General features: G+C 72.0%; 17 protein-coding genes. 9 read left to right on the top strand and 8 right to left on the bottom strand.

The features are described from left to right. Positions 1-14 precede the first annotated feature (14 nt). From AB0J91_RS24055 to AB0J91_RS24040, 4 genes are read right to left on the bottom strand one after another with little or no spacing between them, the layout of a single operon-like run. A complete protein-coding gene (locus AB0J91_RS24055; RefSeq protein WP_363872775.1) occupies positions 15-317 on the bottom strand; it encodes a hypothetical protein in 303 nt (100 codons plus the stop codon). Next, positions 314-2,308: a TNT domain-containing protein gene (locus AB0J91_RS24050; RefSeq protein ID WP_363872772.1), complete on the bottom strand. Its 1,995-nt coding sequence runs from the start codon at positions 2,306-2,308 to the stop codon at positions 314-316. The genes AB0J91_RS24055 and AB0J91_RS24050 overlap by 4 nt, the downstream gene beginning before the upstream one ends. Before the next feature lie 5 nt (positions 2,309-2,313). Then, positions 2,314-2,634: a hypothetical protein gene (locus AB0J91_RS24045; protein WP_363872769.1), complete on the bottom strand. Its 321-nt coding sequence runs from the start codon at positions 2,632-2,634 to the stop codon at positions 2,314-2,316. 2 nt (positions 2,635-2,636) lie between these two features. After that, on the bottom strand, positions 2,637-3,056 hold the full coding sequence (locus AB0J91_RS24040) for a YbaB/EbfC family nucleoid-associated protein (RefSeq protein WP_363789818.1): 420 nt from the start codon (positions 3,054-3,056) through the stop codon (positions 2,637-2,639). A gap of 217 nt (positions 3,057-3,273) precedes the next feature. Here AB0J91_RS24040 and AB0J91_RS24035 point away from each other — a divergent pair, with 217 nt between their 5' ends. Beyond that, positions 3,274-3,723 (top strand): MaoC family dehydratase, encoded by a 450-nt coding sequence (locus tag AB0J91_RS24035; protein WP_363872766.1) that lies wholly within the window; start codon positions 3,274-3,276, stop codon positions 3,721-3,723. Between the two features lie 2 nt (positions 3,724-3,725). On the opposite strand, the gene AB0J91_RS24030 is transcribed toward AB0J91_RS24035, so the two are convergent. From AB0J91_RS24030 to AB0J91_RS24015, 4 genes are all read right to left on the bottom strand, one after another. Further along, on the bottom strand, positions 3,726-4,367 hold the full coding sequence (locus AB0J91_RS24030) for an adenosylcobinamide amidohydrolase (protein WP_363872763.1): 642 nt from the start codon (positions 4,365-4,367) through the stop codon (positions 3,726-3,728). After that, positions 4,364-5,314, bottom strand: a complete 951-nt coding sequence (locus tag AB0J91_RS24025) for a hydroxymethylglutaryl-CoA lyase (protein WP_363872760.1) — start codon at positions 5,312-5,314, stop codon at positions 4,364-4,366. The genes AB0J91_RS24030 and AB0J91_RS24025 overlap by 4 nt, the downstream gene beginning before the upstream one ends. Then, on the bottom strand, positions 5,315-5,821 hold the full coding sequence (locus AB0J91_RS24020; RefSeq protein WP_363872758.1) for a PH domain-containing protein: 507 nt from the start codon (positions 5,819-5,821) through the stop codon (positions 5,315-5,317). It lies immediately after the preceding gene. Between the two features lie 74 nt (positions 5,822-5,895). Continuing rightward, on the bottom strand, positions 5,896-6,723 hold the full coding sequence (locus tag AB0J91_RS24015; RefSeq protein ID WP_363872755.1) for a biotin--[acetyl-CoA-carboxylase] ligase: 828 nt from the start codon (positions 6,721-6,723) through the stop codon (positions 5,896-5,898). A gap of 80 nt (positions 6,724-6,803) precedes the next feature. Here AB0J91_RS24015 and AB0J91_RS24010 point away from each other — a divergent pair, with 80 nt between their 5' ends. From AB0J91_RS24010 to AB0J91_RS23975, 8 genes are all read left to right on the top strand, one after another. After that, a complete protein-coding gene (locus tag AB0J91_RS24010) occupies positions 6,804-7,430 on the top strand; it encodes a nucleoside triphosphate pyrophosphatase (protein ID WP_363872752.1) in 627 nt (208 codons plus the stop codon). A gap of 173 nt (positions 7,431-7,603) precedes the next feature. After that, the gene (locus AB0J91_RS24005; RefSeq protein ID WP_363872896.1) at positions 7,604-7,684 is read left to right on the top strand and encodes a putative leader peptide; all 81 of its coding nucleotides are present in this window, start codon (positions 7,604-7,606) and stop codon (positions 7,682-7,684) included. A 120-nt stretch (positions 7,685-7,804) separates the two neighbouring features. After that, the gene (locus AB0J91_RS24000; RefSeq protein ID WP_363872749.1) at positions 7,805-9,136 is read left to right on the top strand and encodes a dicarboxylate/amino acid:cation symporter; all 1,332 of its coding nucleotides are present in this window, start codon (positions 7,805-7,807) and stop codon (positions 9,134-9,136) included. A gap of 95 nt (positions 9,137-9,231) precedes the next feature. Further along, the gene (locus AB0J91_RS23995) at positions 9,232-9,603 is read left to right on the top strand and encodes a DUF1707 domain-containing protein (RefSeq protein ID WP_363872746.1); all 372 of its coding nucleotides are present in this window, start codon (positions 9,232-9,234) and stop codon (positions 9,601-9,603) included. A gap of 44 nt (positions 9,604-9,647) precedes the next feature. After that, positions 9,648-10,322, top strand: a complete 675-nt coding sequence (locus tag AB0J91_RS23990) for a DUF3558 domain-containing protein (RefSeq protein WP_363789830.1) — start codon at positions 9,648-9,650, stop codon at positions 10,320-10,322. A gap of 94 nt (positions 10,323-10,416) precedes the next feature. Then, positions 10,417-10,767 carry a hypothetical protein gene (locus AB0J91_RS23985; RefSeq protein ID WP_132686579.1) on the top strand — a complete coding sequence of 117 codons (351 nt, stop codon included), beginning with the start codon at positions 10,417-10,419 and terminating at the stop codon, positions 10,765-10,767. Positions 10,768-10,773: 6 nt separating this feature from the next. Further along, entirely contained in the window at positions 10,774-11,631 is an 858-nt protein-coding gene (locus tag AB0J91_RS23980; RefSeq protein ID WP_363872743.1) for a PPE domain-containing protein, read from the top strand. Next, a complete protein-coding gene (locus AB0J91_RS23975) occupies positions 11,628-12,434 on the top strand; it encodes an ESX secretion-associated protein EspG (RefSeq protein WP_363872740.1) in 807 nt (268 codons plus the stop codon). Before AB0J91_RS23980 ends, AB0J91_RS23975 begins: the two co-directional genes overlap by 4 nt. The last annotated feature ends 175 nt before the right edge of the window (positions 12,435-12,609 follow it).

Below are 12,609 nucleotides of genomic sequence, written 5' to 3'. Positions count from 1 at the left end.
GCCACCAGAAGGACTCACCGAACAACAGGAGTCCCCTGGGGTGGAGTGTTGGTGACATCCACCGGCCCCACGACACCGCGCAAAGCCTGAGTCCAGGTGAGCCGCCCGAAGAGGTAGAAGCAGGCGACCTGCTCGTTGCTGAAGCTGGCCCAGTCGTAGCGGTTGCCCTGCTCGCGCCAGAAGACCTCCCAGCCCGGTCCGCTCTCGGACTCGGTGCGCAGCAGGCACCAGGCGTCGTCGGCTTCGGCGCCGATGGAGACCAGTTCCTCCGGCACTCCCATCGCGATCAGCCAGCCGAGTACCGATTCGCTGTTCATCGCGGGCTCTCCTGTTGCCGATCGTGCTCGTCCGGGGGTGGTTCGCCGTCGGTGGTGCCGGTGAGCACCAGGCGCAGCGTGGAGGCTTCCGACAGCTCCCTGGACTTGGTCAGTTCCACCAGGTATCCGAGTCCGACGAGGTCGGCGGCAGGATAGGTGGTGCGGTAGCGGACTCCGCGGCCCGGTTGCTCGAACCACGGCGCGGCCACCGACCGCCACACCGGGAGCGGCCGCAAGAGCCGGTAGCGCCGGTAGTCCCGCTCGGCGTGGTCGGGAGGCAGCGAGCGGTGCGCGAAAGGAGTTGCGGCGGCGCAGAAGAGCCGTCCGTCGCCGGTGCCGAGCAGGTCGATCACCGCGTCCGGTTCCAGCACCGCGGCCTCGCCCGGTTCGAACCCGCCTTCCGGGAACTCCTCGGCCTGCGGCCAGCGGTGCCGGGTGTTCTCGCCGTCGCGGATCTCGTAGCGGCGTTCCCAGTCGAGTTCGCTGAGCTCGCCGAGCGGTTCGTGCGTGGCGAGCAGTTCTTGCGGGGGTGTGGGGCGTTCGGCGGGTTCGGAGCGGTTGCGGCGCGCGTCTTCGTACAGCGCGGTGTTCTGGGCGCGGCGCAGGGCGTCGGTGTCGTCGACCAGGTCGGAGCGGGGGTGGTCCTGCGGCGGGAAGTTCAAGCCCTCGCGGTTCTCGGGCGCGTCGTGCACCGGGAGCTGGCGGCTGGCCTGGTCGGCGGCGACCGGCATGTAGCCGATCGGGAACTGGTGCAGCACGAAGGCGACGACGTCGGCGTTGCGCGGGCCGTGGCGCAGCGGCCGTTGCTGCGGTTCCGGGGCGACCGGGGCCTGCGGCGGCTGGGCTTGCGGCGGCAGCGGGCGCAGTGCTCCGCGCTGCACCTGCTGGTGGGACGCGGGCTGGTTCTGGACGTGCTGGGGCTGGCCGCTCGGCGGCTGCGGTGCGGGTCCGGCCTGCCCGAAGGCCATCGGTCCTCGGTTGACCGGGGGTGGCTGCGGTGGGCGCGCGGCGGCCGCGCCCGGCTGGGGTGGCGGGGCCGCGGGGCCTCCGGCGACGGCGTAACCGCCCTGCTGCTGCGGCGGCGGGGGTGGGGGCGGGTTGAAACCTGCTGCCGGTGCGGGTGCCGGCGGCTGCTGGCCGGGCTGCGGTGCCCAGGCCGCGTGCGAGGCCTGGGGTGCGGTGCTGGGCGCCTCGTCGGGCCGCCCACCGGCGTGGCCGCCGGAGCCGATCACCGGGATCGGTCCGGTTCCGGCTTCCGCCATTCCCGGCTGCCAGCCCGGAGCGGCGGGAGCGCCGAACCCACCTTCCGGAACCGCTTCGCGGACGGTGTCATGGGCACCTCCGACTGCTTCCGCCACGCCACGTTCCGCTTCTTCGATCACATCACCGACATCACCGGCTTCCGCACCGCCCACTGCGGATTCCGGTTCCAGCGTATGGCCTGCGGCCGCGCCGGCTTCCGCCAGAGCACCAGAGGCCCGTTCCGCCGCTGCCGGGACGCCGGAGTCGAGCGCGGTGGACAACGTCTCGTGGACGCGGGCGACGTTGGCGGCCGCGCCGCTGAGCGCCGTGTCGAGACCGGCCAGGGCCTGCGGGTTTCCGGTCGCGGCGGCTTGTTCGGCGGCGTCGGTCTGCTTGGCCAGCGAGACGAGTTCGCGCACGAGCTCGACCTTGGCGGTGCTGATCTGCTCGGCCGCGTGGTCGAGTCGATCGGCGTTGGCCTGGCACTGCTTCGCGGTGGCGTGCAGCGGCCCGTCCTCGGCGATGAAGCCGTTCCACTCCCGGCCGGCGGCCTCGGCCGCCTCGCCGTCGACGGAGTTCAGCGCGTCTCGCGCGACGCCGTCGGCGTGTCGGGTGAGCGCGTCGAGGGACGTCGCCGCTTCGCGCCAGGCGTGGGCGGAGTCGCGCATCAGGTCCTCGTCCGCGGCCGGCCAGCGGGCTCCGGCTCGGGCGGCGACGTCGCGGAGTTCCGGCGGGAGTTCGATGCCCACGCCGCTCACCCCTCTCCGGTGAGCCGGCGGAGTGCGTCGGCGTTGTCGGAGTCGGTTCGGCGCGAGGTCTCGGCGGTCTCGGCGAACTTCTGGCCCAGCGCGCGCAGTTCGCCCGGTAACGCGCCCGCCGCGGCGAGCGCGTCGTCGGCGCGGGGTCCGTGGGCGGCGGCGAAGCGCTCGCCGAACTCGTCGTCACCCCAGCAGGCGCCCGCGGACTCCACGGCCTGCCGCACGGTGTCGGCGATGCGTTGCGCCTGACCGGCCAGGTCCTGGAACTCACCTGCCCGTCGCGTCAACCGCTCGGTGTCGCTGCGGAAACCGCCCATGGTCACGTCCGTCCCGTCGGGCCCTGCTGCAACCAGCTGGCGTCCGAGAAGTCCTCGTCGTCGGCATCATCGTCGATCCGGCGTGAATCGTTGCGCGACACCGGTTCCGGGGGTGGTCCGAGCAGCAGTTCCGGGTCGGTTCCGGCGGGCAGCACGTCGGCGAGCACGTGCGCGGCGCGTTCGGCGGCGGCGCGGGCGGCGTCGGTGCTGAGTCGGACGATCGTGGCCGCGAGGTCGGCCGGTCGCATCCGCTGGGCTGCGTCGTCGGCGATCTCGAGTTCGCGCAGCGCTCCCTGCGGGCCGACGACGACCCGCACTCGGCCGTCGTCGCTGCTCGCGGTGGCGGTGACGGCGGCGAGGTCGCGCCGGGTGTCGGACAGCCGCTCCCGGCTCCGCCGGTAGTCGGCCATCAGCTCTTCCACTTGAGATCTGTGGTCGGTCGGCACTGCCGCTGCCCTCCCCTGCCGCGTGCGGTCGGCGCCCCTCCTGGTGGGACGCGCGGACGGTTCGATGGTTCCACGCGCGAGGGCGCTTTTCACCACCTCCGGCTCTCGTCGCCACCGAAATCGCCGGTCGCGGATGCGGCTTGTGAGGACCCTCTCAACACCGTCCGCGCCTGATAGCTGCGAAGATGGCGTCATGGCCACCATCGCGTACGAGGACCTGGCGCCGGGGCGGACGTTCGATCTGGGCAAGGCCGAGATCGACCGCGAGGAGATGCTGGAGTTCAACGCCCGCTTCGACCCGCAGCCGTTCCACCTCGACGAGGAGGCGGGCCGCAACTCGGTGCTGGGCGGCTTGTGCGCCTCGGGCTGGTTCACCGCGTCGCTGTGGATGCGCGCCTACGTCGATCACGTGCTCGCCGATTCGACCTCGCAGGGTTCGCCCGGCGGCAACGAGCTGACCTGGCTGGCCCCGGTGTTCCCGGGTGACGTGCTCCAGTTCGGCATGGAGGTCACCGGCCAGCGCCGTTCCCGCAGCAAGCCGAACCTGGGACTGGTGGAGATCACCGGCACCGCCGATCGCGGCGAGGACCGGGTGCTGCGCTTCAGCTTCGTGGGGATGTTCGGGACCCGCGAGCAGGACTGACCTCAGGACGGGTCGTGGCGCGCGTGCTCGACGCGCAGCCCGGCCGTCACCGCTGCGTGGACCGCGCGGGCCAGGGCTGCTCCGACGCGGGAGCGGGGGCCGCCGTAGGGCTCGGGGTCGCCGTCGGCCGGGCAGAGGACGGCGGTGGCGTCGGTGACCGTTCCGGTGCCCGCGACTCCGGATTCCAGCAGCGCTTGGGTTTTGGCCTCCGCGACGGTCGCCACCGCGTTCACCAGCGCCGCTTCGCTCAGGCGCACCGGTGACCAGCAGACCGCGTTGATCGTGCCCGGTGCCCACGCCTGCTCGTCGACGGGCGCCGCGGCCCAGACGGGCGCGTTGGCGCCGGTGGTCACGCTAACGCGGACGCCGCCGTCGGTCGCGGTGACCTCGTGCCGCACGTCCACCGCGGTGAGCAGGCCGATTCCCGCACCGGTCAGGCCGAGTCCGGCCGCCATCTCGTCGACGTGCGCCGAGGGGTCGGGGTGGTCGTAGTCGGTGACCACGGTCGCGTTGAACACCCAGTCGCGCAGGCCGATGCCGCCGCCGCTGGGCGCCGAGGAGATCGCCAGCCACTTGCGGGTGCAGCGCCAGACCAGCACCGGCCGGTCCTGCACGGCGTGCAGGACCGGACTCGGCGCGATCACGAGCTCAGTGCCTTGACCACCCGCGAGGGGCTCGGACGGCCCAGCCGCTCGGCCATCCAGACGCTGGTGTCGACCAGCTTGCCGAGGTCGACCCCGTGCTGGATGCCGAGACCGTCGAGCATCCAGATCAGGTCCTCGGTGGCGAGGTTGCCGGTCGCGGACTTGGCGTAGGGGCAGCCGCCCAGGCCACCCGCCGAGGAGTCCACAGTGGACACCCCGCGACGGAGGGCGGTGGCGGTGTTGGCCAGCGCCTGACCGTAGGTGTCGTGGAAGTGCACCGCGATCTCGTCCACCCCGACACCGGCCGCGACGAATGCGCGGAGCAGGGCCTCCACGTGTCCCGGGGTGGCCACGCCGATGGTGTCGCCGAGCGAGAGCTGGTGGCAGCCCATCTCCAGCAGCCGCTTGCCCGTCGCCACGACCTGCTCGACCGGGACCGGGCCTTCCCACGGATCGCCGAAGCACATCGACAGGTAGCCGCGCACGGCGATCCCCTCGCCGACGGCGCGCCCCACCACCGGCTCGAACATGGCGAACTGCTCGCCGAGCCCGCTGTTGAGGTTGCGCTGCGCGAACGTCTCGGACGCCGCGGCGAAGATCGCGATGTCGCGGACCTTCGCGTCGAGCGCGCGATCCAGACCGCGCTCGTTGGGCACCAGCACCGGGAACCGCACGCCGGGGGCCTGGTCGAGCCCGTCGATCAGCTCGGCGGCGTCCGCCAGCTGCGGAACCCACTTCGGGTGCACGAAGCTGGTCGCCTCCAGGACGGCCAGCCCGGCATCGGCCAGCCGCCGCAGGAACTCCAGCTTCACGTCGAGCGGGACCGTCTCCTTCTCGTTCTGCAGGCCGTCGCGCGCGCCTACCTCCCAGATCGTCACCTCGGCAGGCAGTCCCGCCGGATCCGGTGAGGCGACCGGCATCGGCAAGCCCAGCTCACGTGGTCCCATTCAGCCCTCCTGCGCCCGATGTTCAACACCATCGCCAACCTCGCGGTAGAGCAGCGTCTGCACCAGCTCGACCTGCGGGATGTCATCGAATTCCAGCGGCTCGTCCGACGCCGACTCGACCACCAACGTGCCGCAGCCGAAGAGGCGGTCCACCAGACCGCGCCGGGAGCGCACCGAGTTGATCCGCCACATCGGGATGTCGATCCCGGATCGGGTGAACACGCCCTCGCGGACCATCAGCCGGTGCGTGGTGATCACGAAGTGCGTGGTCCGCCAGCGGGCCAGCGGGGCGAGCGTGGACCAGACGATCAGCACCAGACCCACCACGCCGAGCGCGATCCACACCGGCAGTCGCCACGGGGTGGTCGCCACCAGCGCCGCCAGGTAGGAGGCGCCACCGACCACCACGAACAGCACGAGCACCGGGCCGAGCAGCATCTTCCAGTGCGGATGCTTGTGCACGACCACGTTCTCGTCGTCGTGGAGCAGGCCGTCCGGGTAGGCCACGGTTCCCCTTCCTCAGCCCTGAAAGCCGGTCTGCGAATCACGTTACCGGGCGCGCCCGAACGTGGAGAACGCTCTCAGCTCCGGCGGACGTGCACCACGTCGCCCGCCGAGACGGACGTGGTCCGACCGGCCTCGGTGCGCACCACGAGCCTGCCGGTGTCGTCGATGTCGACGGCCTCCCCGTGCAGGTCGCCGTCCCCCAGCTCCACCCGCACGCGCTGGCCGAGGGTCCGGCACCGCTCGCGGTAGCGGGCGAGCAACCCGGTGGACACCACGTCACCACCGGCGTCGCGCCACAGCCCCTCGACCTCGGCGAGCGCACCGAGCAGGTCCGCCGCGAACGCCTCCCGGTCCACGTCGGCACCCTCGGCCGCCAGCGAGGTGGCCGGCAGGCCGCCCGCGCCGGTGGGCAGCTCGTCGCGCCGCTGCCGGACGTTGACCCCCATGCCCAGGACCAGCGCGATCCCGTCCGGTCCCGCGACCGCCTCGGAGAGGATCCCGGCGCCCTTGTGCCAGTCCTCGCCCGAGCCGAGCAGGAGGTCGTTGGGCCACTTCAGGACGGCGGGAACACCGGTGGTCCGCTCGACGGTCTCGGCGAGGGCGACGCCGGCGATCAACGGCATCCACCCCACCGCCGACGGCGGAACGCCGGGACGCAGCAGCACGCTCACGAACAGCCCGGCGCCGCGCGGCGAGATCCACTGCCGCTGCAGCCGCCCGCGCCCGGCGTTCTGTTCCTCGGCGATCAGCACCGTCCGGTCGGCGGCCCCGCGAGCTGCGGCGGCGGCCAGGTCCGAGTTGGTGGAGCCGGTCACGGCCACCACGTCCAGCGCGGAATACGGCCCCTCGTCGACCAGTCGTCGGCGCAGCCGGTCTCCATCAAGCAGAACTTCAGCACTCACCCGCTCAGCCTATGCGGATCCGCTTCCCGGCTCGCCGCACCACGTCCGCCGGTGTGGGACCAGGCACTAGCATCGGGCGCGTGCGCTTCGTTCTCGCCTCCGCCTCGCCCGCCCGCCTCTCCGTGCTCCGCTCCGCCGGGATCGAACCGCTCGTGCAGGTCTCGGGCGTCGACGAGGACGCGGTGGCCGCGTCGCTGACCGATCCGGCTCCGGCCGAGCTGGTCACCGCGCTGGCGAAGGCCAAGGCCGAGGCGGTCGCCGGCGAGTGCGCGGAGCCCGACGCGGTGATCGTCGGGTGCGACTCGATGCTGCTGCTGGCCGACGGTGAGATCGTCGGCAAGCCCGGCACTCCGGAGGTCGCCGCCAAGCGCTGGGCCCAGAACTCCGGCGGCAGCGCCGAGCTCCTGACCGGGCACGCGATCATCCGGGTGCGCGACGGGCAGATCACCGAGCGCACCTCCGGCCACCTGGGCACGACGGTCCGCTTCGGAACCCCCTCCGAAGACGAGATCAACGCCTACATCGCCACCGGCGAACCCCTCAACGTCGCGGGCGGTTTCACCCTGGAGGGGTTCGGCGGCTGGTTCATCGAGGGCGTCGACGGAGACCCGTCCAGCGTCCTGGGCATCAGCCTCCCCCTCACCCGCAGGCTCCTCGCCGACCTCGGCCTCAGCATCACCGACCTCTGGACCACCCCCACCTCCTGACCCGAGGTCCCTCCCGCCCCCAGAACACCTCGTGATCCGGGCTCCGTCAGAACCGTGATGACCCCGAACACCGGGGTATTCGGTCGCCTCGGGCCGCCATCGGGGTGAACGTGGGCACATTTCCCCCACCTTCGGGACTTAATCGCTCGATCGGGTGGTTAATTGAGGTCGCTATGTCTGTTCTGCGACCGTGGCTGTTGACCTCGCGCCTGCACGTCGATCTTCGACGGCAGGCCAGCTGCGTCTGTCGCTGATCTCCTCCGGCCCGAGCTGAAGCCCTCGCTCGGGCACTCACCCACGCGGCGCTCCGCCGCGCTCCGGCGCTGACCCGCGCCCTTCGCCGCATCAACCCTTCACGACTTCAGGAGATCCCTGTGTCCGAAACCGCCGGGCGGTCCCGCCTGCGCTTCAACCCGAAGTTGTTCGCCGTCGCAGTGCTCGCCTCGCTGGTGCTCGGCGCCCTGCTCGGCTGGGTCGCCAAGCAGACCGGCGCCGAATGGCTGGTCACCGCGCTGGACACCATCGGCAGCACGTTCACCAAGCTGCTCAGCTTCACCGTGCTGCCGCTGATCTTCACGGCGATCGTGGTGGGCATCAACAGCCTCCGCTCGCTCGGCGGCGGCCGGACCGCGGCCCGGCTGGGCGGCAAGACAGCGCTGTGGTTCGCCATCACGTCGTTGATCGCCGTGGTGATCGGCCTGGTGGTCGGCCGGCTGTTCCAGCCCGGTCGCGGCCTGGTCATCGAGCCGGATCCGGCGAAGCTGCAGGCGATCGGCGAGAAGACGCAGGGCTCCTGGCTGGACCTGCTCAACGGCCTGGTGCCCGACAACCTGATCAGCGCCTTCGCCGAGGGCGAGACCCTGCAGGTCGTGTTCGTGTCGCTGATCATCGGCGCGGCCACCTACAGCCTCGGCGACAAGGCCGCGCCGTTCGTGAACTTCAACAAGGCGGCCTTCGAGGTCATCCAGCGCGTGCTGGGCTGGATCATCCGGCTGGCCCCGCTGGGCACCCTCGGCCTGATCGGCAACGCTGTGGCCACCTACGGCAACGAGTTCTTCCTGCCGCTGGTCAAGCTCATCGGCTCCACCTACGTGGCGTGCCTGCTGGTGCTGTTCGCCGTGTACCCGCTGCTGCTGGGGCTGGTGGCCAAGGTCAGCCCGGCCCGCTTCTTCGCCAAGTCGTGGACGGTCCTGCAGTTCGCCTTCGCCTCCCGCTCCTCCGGCGCGAGCCTCCCGATGACCCGCCAGGCCGCGGAGAACCTCGGCGTTCCGCCCTCCTACGCGAGCTTCGCGGTCCCGCTGGCCAGCACCACCAAGATGGACGGTTGCGCGGCGATCTACCCGGCGATCGGTTCGCTGTTCATCGCCAACCTCTTCGGCATCCAGCTGGGCTGGGTGCAGTACCTGACGATCATCGCGGTCGCGGTGTTCGGTTCGATCGCCACCGCGGGCGTGACCGGGTGGTTCACGATGCTGACGCTGACCGTCGGCGCGCTGGGCTTCCCGCCCGAGGTCGTGGCCACCGGCATCGCCATCGCCTACGCGGTCGACCCGATCATGGACATGATGCGCACCGCCACCAACGTCGCCGGCCAGATCGCCGTGCCGGTGATCGTGGCCCGCAGCGAGAACGTCCTCGACGACGAGGTGCTGGACACCCCCAGCACGCCGCCGCTGATCGGCGACCGGGAACCTGCCACGGCGTGAGCGGACCGGCCCGGTGCGCGTGATCGCGCGCACCGGGCGGGGAAACCCGCGTCGGCACTTCGTTCGGGTGATGGCCCATCCGTAGGATGGGCCGCGTGGACAGCGGCCGGCGGGGAAAAGACCTGCGCATCGGTGACCCCGAGCGCGAGCGGGCCATCCGGCTGCTCGGCGAGCACTTCTCCGCCGGGCGCCTGGAGCTCGCCGAGTACGACGAGCGCAGCAAGCTGGCGGCCGGAGCGCGGTTCGGCTCCGAGCTCGACGTGCTCTTCGACGACCTGCCCGGACCCCGCCCGTTCGGCGAGCTGGCACCCGCCACGACACGCCCCGCGCCCTCGGTGGGAAACATCGCTCTGGCCGTCGGCGCGGTGGCGCTGCTGCTCGCGCTCGTGGTGGTCGCGAGACCGATCGGGCTGATGCTGCTGCTGCCGACCGTGGCGATCATCTGGTTCGTGTGGCGACGAAGGTGACGACCTGCCGTCACCTGCGACCACGTTTCGTTACGGTGAGGCCCATGCACAGCTCGCGGTTCACCGAGGTGCGACGTCTCAGCGCGTTGCTCGGCCTCGGCGCGCTCACCCTCACCGGTTGCGGCATCTGGCAGTCGGCGCCCACGGCAGGCACGGCACCGCCTCCACCGCCACCACCGGCACCGGTCAGCAGCGCACCGCCGTCGCTGCCGCCGAGGCCGTTCGATCTCGGCCTGGACGGCGTCGACCCGTGCGAGCTGCTCACCGCCGACCAGCGCAACCAGCTCGGCTTCGACCGCGAACCGCAGCCGGACTCCGACGCCGGCTTCGGCAACGCCGCCACCTGCAGCTACCGCAACACCACCGCCAAGGTCGGCGCCCGCCTGGCGCTGATCACCACCGAGGGCATGCGGGTGTGGACCGATGACACCGCGCAGGTCGAGGCCACGCCGATCCTCGTGCAGCAGTTCCCCGCGCTGGTGATCAAGACCCCGGGACTCGACCTGTCCTGCAACGTGGCGGTCGACGTGGCCGAGGGGCAGCACCTCGACGTCCTCTACCGCGACGACGGCGGCCAGCCACCGCCGCCGGTGGACCAGCTGTGCTCCGGTGCTCAGCGGGTCGCCGAAGAGGCGGTGCGGACGCTGGCCCACCCGCCGGCCTCGGGAACCTCCAGCTCGGAGGCCCCGACGCAGCTGCCATCCGAGTCGACGCCCTGAGGTCCACGCCACTCCCCGCGTATGGAGGACTCCACAGCGTTACAGATCGCGGATACAGTGTCCGGCGGACGTTTCACCTGTGGGAGGGGGCGACGTGCCGCTAACCGAGCCGTACGGCGCGGGTTCCGGTGGTTCGATGCAGGTCGAGCCCACCGCGATCCCGCGTCTGGTCAACTCGCTGCAGGAGTCCCTGGACGCCGTCGGGCTGCAGATCGAGCACGCCATCACCGAGCTCCGCATCCGTCCGTGGGCCGGGGACCCGGTCAGCGCGGACGCGGCCGAGCTGTTCAACGAGCGATCGGTGGGCGGCGGTGAGGACGCGCTGACCGCGCTGTGCGGTTACCGCGACCAGCTGCAGGCCGCCGCGGAGTCGTTGCAGCAGGCCGGCCGCGAGTACGAGCAGATCGACCACGACAGCGCGGCCGGTCTGGGCGGGGGTTGCTGATCCGCGATGGGTGACCACCGATGGCAGGGATACCAGCACGCCGAGCTGCACGCGCAGATCAACGAGGGCCCGGGTGCGCACGGCTCGACCGACAGCGTGCGCCGCTGGAGCGAGCTGACCCGCGCGCTGGGCGAGATCGACGGCGGTCTGGCCGCCGCGGTCGCCGCCGCGAAGAGCGGCTGGCAGGGCTCGGCGGCCGACAACGCCAATGCCGGGCTTCGCCCGCTGGGCGAGTGGGCGGTGCTGGCGCAGCAGGCGAGCACGGTCATGCGCGAGCGCGCCGAGCAGCAGGCGGAGTTCATCAGCAAGGCCCGCAGGGACATGCCACCGCCGGTGCAGGCGACCAGCGAAGACCCGGGAACCGCGGCGACCGCGCTCACGCACCTGTTCGGCGGGCAGACCGACTACGAGGTCCAGGAGGCCCGGCAGCACGCCGCTGAGCAGCGCGCGTTCGACGTGATGCGCACCTACGAGGCGTCCACGCAGGCCAACACGACTTCGCTGGCCTCGTTCGCCCCACCTCCGCAGGTCGTCGTGGACGCCCCGGCCGCGGGCGGGTCCAGGGCGCCGGGTGGATCACCGCAGGTGACGATCAGCTGGGGTCCGACCGTCGCCGCGCCGAGCACCGGTGCGCCGACCGGCAGGACCGGTTCGGGCACCACCGCGCCCGGCGCCAAGCAGGACGGCCGGCGTTCGGGACGGCCCGCCGGTTCCGCCGCCGGGCGGGCGTCGGGCAAGCGCGCCAAGGGCGGCCGCGACGAGGCCGTGGAGCGGGAGGTCACGGAGAAGCTGGGTGACGGCGGGTTCTTCGGCGAGCAGCAGACGGGTTCGCGCCCGGTGATCGGCGGCGAGCCCGGTCGATGAACACCACCGCACGCGCCGAGAGGTTGATCAGCCTCTCGGCGCTGGAATTCGACGTCCTGGCCGAGCACCTGGAGCTCGACGGCGTCCCGCTGGTCCTCAAGGTCCCGTCGCCGGGACGCACCCACGCCGAACGCGCGAAGCTGGTCGCCTCCGCGTGGCGCGTGATGTCGAATCGCGGCCTGATCAGCGGTGGTGAGCTCGACGCCGACCTGGCGTGGATGCTGCGGCTCGTCGCCGAACCCGGCCGCGAGGTCGACGGGCGGAGCTGGTTGCAGCGCAGCGTTCGGGTGCTGGCCGCCGCCGAGAAGGACGGCGAGCGCGCCGTGCTCGTGGTCAAGGACGGCGATCACCTGAGCTTTTCCGCTGTTTCGGCCGCGGGGCTTCCGCGCGCGGCGATCTCGCCGCTGCCGGAGCTGCCTCCCGGTCCGGGCCGGTCGGTGTCGGTGCCCAGCGACGTCCTCGACGCCGCCGCCCACGAGGTGGGTGACAAGACCGAGCAGTTCGCCTCCGCGCTGCAACGACGCGGTGTTCGCCCCGACGACGCCGAGGTCTTGGGCGAGATGGTCGCCGGAGCCGTGGCGCAGGGGCAGTTCGGTGCGGCCGCGCGAGTCCGGTACGGCAGGCGCGAGAGGGCCGAGCGCGTCGTCGGGTTCTTCGACTCCGCCCTCGGCCGCTACGCGCAACTGCGCACCACGTCCCCGTCCGGGGAGGCCTGGAGCACGATCGCCCCGGCGGACAACCGCCGGCTGGCAGGCCACGTGGAAGAACTGCTCAACGAGGTGACCGCCGCACCCCGGCCGTAGCGCTCACCACGGCCACCGCCCCGGCACGGCGAGGACCTCGCCCCCGCATCACCATTCGAATTTCGCGCGAAATTCGAGCGCCGAAGTTCGCATTCGAATTTCGCGCGAAATTCGAATCCTGCTAGCGGAGGCGCACCTCGGCGCGTGTTCGTCTGGAAGCGTGCCGGGCTCGGCT

It is taken from the genome of Saccharopolyspora sp. NPDC049357, assembly GCF_040677225.1.
Classification (GTDB): domain Bacteria; phylum Actinomycetota; class Actinomycetes; order Mycobacteriales; family Pseudonocardiaceae; genus Saccharopolyspora.
Note: the sequence above shows the minus strand (reverse complement) of the source record. Positions and strands in the feature narration are given on the sequence as shown.

Coding starts and splice junctions, on each gene's coding strand:
- AB0J91_RS24055 (WP_363872775.1), bottom strand. CDS start 317: ATGAACAGCGAATCGGTACTCGGCTGGCTGATCGCGATGGGAGTGCCG.
- AB0J91_RS24045 (WP_363872769.1), bottom strand. CDS start 2,634: ATGGGCGGTTTCCGCAGCGACACCGAGCGGTTGACGCGACGGGCAGGT.
- AB0J91_RS24035 (WP_363872766.1), top strand. CDS start 3,274: ATGGCCACCATCGCGTACGAGGACCTGGCGCCGGGGCGGACGTTCGAT.
- AB0J91_RS24025 (WP_363872760.1), bottom strand. CDS start 5,314: ATGGGACCACGTGAGCTGGGCTTGCCGATGCCGGTCGCCTCACCGGAT.
- AB0J91_RS24005 (WP_363872896.1), top strand. CDS start 7,604: ATGTCTGTTCTGCGACCGTGGCTGTTGACCTCGCGCCTGCACGTCGAT.
- AB0J91_RS23990 (WP_363789830.1), top strand. CDS start 9,648: ATGCACAGCTCGCGGTTCACCGAGGTGCGACGTCTCAGCGCGTTGCTC.
- AB0J91_RS23980 (WP_363872743.1), top strand. CDS start 10,774: ATGGGTGACCACCGATGGCAGGGATACCAGCACGCCGAGCTGCACGCG.
- AB0J91_RS23975 (WP_363872740.1), top strand. CDS start 11,628: ATGAACACCACCGCACGCGCCGAGAGGTTGATCAGCCTCTCGGCGCTG.